This is a genomic window from Rhodococcus sp. (in: high G+C Gram-positive bacteria) (genome assembly GCF_049591685.1).
GTDB lineage: Bacteria > Actinomycetota > Actinomycetes > Mycobacteriales > Mycobacteriaceae > Rhodococcoides.
This window is the reverse complement of sequence record NZ_JBAWFH010000419.1, coordinates 1-3022: the sequence shown is the minus strand read 5'-3', so window position 1 is coordinate 3022 and position 3022 is coordinate 1. Positions and strand designations below refer to the sequence as shown.

The following is a 3022-nucleotide window of genomic DNA, read 5'->3' as shown; positions in this document are numbered from 1 at the left end:
ATCGGTTCATGAGCAGAACCGCTAACGAGTCCGCCGGTTCCCCGGCGTTCGTCACGCCCACGTCGCACGGTCGAGAGTTGACCGAGCCGCTGCGCGAGGACATCCGCTACCTGGGTGGCATTCTCGGCGACATCGTGCGTGAGCATGAAGGCGCCGATGTGTACGAGTTGGTGGAACGCGCCCGGGTCGAGTCCTTCGCCGTGCGGCGTTCCGAGGTACGTCGCGACGACTCCTTCGGCATCTATGCCGATGTCGAGACGACACGCGCTATTCCGCTCATCCGCGCGTTCAGCCACTTCTCGTTGCTGGCGAATCTCGCCGAGGACCTGCATCGCGAGCGTCGGCGCGCAATCCATGTCGACCGTTCGGATCCGCCGCAGGACAGCAGCCTGTCGGCAACGTGGCCGAAGTTGGACGCGGCAGGACTGACGCGCGATCAAGTCGCGCAGGCATTGACCGATGCACTCGTCGCGCCGGTGATCACGGCGCACCCGACCGAGACTCGCAGGCGCACCGTCTTCGATGTCCAATCCAAGATCATCGAGCTGATGCGGCGTCGTGACATCGCGTCCACCGTGCAGGGCCCCAGAGCAGCTGCGGCAGCGAAAGAACTCGACACCATCGACGTCCAAATTCGTCGGCAAGTGTTGACGCTGTGGGAGACCGCGTTGATTCGCTTGTCGCGCTTGCGTATTCAGGACGAAATCGAGGTCGGACTTCGCTACTTCGAGACCTCGCTCTTTTCGGTCATTCCGACTCTCAACGCTGATGTCCGCGCGGCTCTGCGGCAGCGATGGCCGGAGGAGGACTTGCTACCGCGTCCGATTCTTCGGCCCGGTTCCTGGATCGGTGGGGACCGCGACGGCAATCCCAATGTCACTGGAGATGTCGTTCACACGGCTACCCACCGCGCCGGTCATTCGGCGTTCTCGCACTACTTCGAGCAGTTGGTCGCATTGGAGAAGGAACTGTCGATGTCCGTGCGGTTGGTTGCCGTGTCGGAAGAGTTACGCACTCTCGCAGCAGTTTCCGGCGACCCGCACGATGACCGCGACGACGAACCGTATCGCGTCGCGGTGCGCGGCATCCGGGCGCGGTTGACCGCCACCGCCGCGGCCGTTCTGGATTCCGTCCCCGTCGCGGGCCTCGACATCGGATCCGCTCCGTACGGTGCACCACAGGACGTTCTGAACGACCTGGACATCATCGACCGCGCACTGCGCGCCGACGGGGACGCGCTGATCGCCGACGACCGTCTGCTCGCACTTCGGCAGGCGGTAGAGACGTTCGGTTTCCATCTTCAGGCATTGGACATGCGCCAGAATTCCGAGACGCACGAGACCGTCGTCGCCGAATTGCTCGCGTGGGCCGGTGTCCACCCGGACTACCTGTCGCTGGGGGAAGACGAGCGAATTGCGGTGTTGTCGCGAGAGTTGACGACGCGGCGTCCTCTGGTGGGCCCGAACGCCGACCTCAGCGAGCTGGCCGCAAAGGAACTGGGGGTCGTGCGAGCAGCAAGGACCGCAATCGACCACCTCGGGCCCGACACGATTCAGAATTACATAATCAGCATGTGCCAGAGCGTCAGCGACATGCTCGAGGCGGCGCTGCTGCTGAAGGAAGCAGGCATCCTCGACCCCGGCGCAGACGGTAGCCACCCCGTCTCCACCGTAGGAATTGTGCCCCTGTTCGAGACGATCGAGGATCTGCAGCAGGGAGCGGCAACACTCGTCGCCACGTTGAATGTGCCCGTCTACCGAGCACTGATCGCCGGTCGCGGCATGAACCAGGAGGTGATGCTGGGGTACTCCGACTCGAACAAGGACGGTGGGTACCTGGCCGCCAACTGGGCACTCTATCGGGCCGAGTTGGACCTGCTCGATGCATCTCGCGCCACGGGTATCAGGCTTCGCCTCTTCCACGGCCGCGGAGGGACCGTCGGACGCGGTGGTGGCCCGTCGTACGACGCCATCCTCGCCCAACCGCCGGGCGTGGTGCAGGGCTCGTTACGTTTGACCGAGCAGGGCGAAATCATCGCCGCCAAGTACGCGGAACCGTCCATGGCACGGCGCAACCTCGAGTCGCTGGTCGCCGGCACCCTCGAATCCAGTTTGCTGGATGTCGAAGGGCTCGGCGACGGGGCCGAACCCGCGTACGCGGTGCTGGACGATCTCGCGGCGAGGGCTCGCGCCGCGTATAGCCGCCTCGTGCACGAAGAACCGGGATTCGTCGAATATTTCCGTACGTCTACGCCTGTTGCAGAGGTTGGGGAGCTCAACATCGGCAGCAGGCCCGCATCCCGTAAGCCGACCGACTCGGTGAACGACCTTCGTGCCATTCCGTGGGTGATGTCGTGGAGTCAGTGCCGCGTGATGCTTCCGGGGTGGTACGGAACCGGGACGGCGTTCGAAGAATGGGTCGACGGCGACGACGCCAAGCTGGCGGTCCTGACCGACCTATACACGAAATGGCCGTTCTTCCGTACCGTCCTGTCCAATCTCGCACAGGTGATGGCCAAGTCCGATCTCGGGATTGCTGCCCGATACGCCGAACTCGTGCCCGACGAGGAACTACGGCATCGAATCTTCGCCATGATCGAGGTGGAACACGCCAAGACCATCGAGATGTACTTGAAAATCACCGGCTATTCTCGCCTGCTCGAAGACAATCCGGCGTTGGAGCGGTCGGTGCACAACCGTTTCCCGTACCTCGAACCGCTCAATCAAATGCAGGTCGAGATGCTGCGGCGCTATCGCGGCGGCGACGAGGACGAACGGGTCAAGCGGGGAATTCTGCTCACGATGAACGGACTGGCCACCGCGTTGCGCAACAGCGGCTGAGCGCAGCGCCGTCAGCACCCTCCGTGCGGGCGGGAACCGGATGGAGCCCCGTCACGTCAGTAGAGGTAGGACGGGCCGCCCAGGCCGGTCCTACCGCACGGGGGGAGTCGGAGTGTCGCACTGCAGGCATCGGGTCGAATCATGGCGTGACGGAACGGCTTACAGGGCCACCGGTCGACGGC

Annotated in this window: 1 protein-coding gene; it reads left to right on the top strand. The window is 64.0% G+C overall.

What is annotated here, in order from left to right; genetic code table 11:
- Positions 1 to 8 precede the first annotated feature (8 nt).
- Entirely contained in the window at positions 9 to 2840 is a 2832-nt protein-coding gene (ppc, locus tag WBQ44_RS17805) for a phosphoenolpyruvate carboxylase (RefSeq protein WP_495568000.1), read from the top strand.
- Positions 2841 to 3022: the final 182 nt, after the last annotated feature.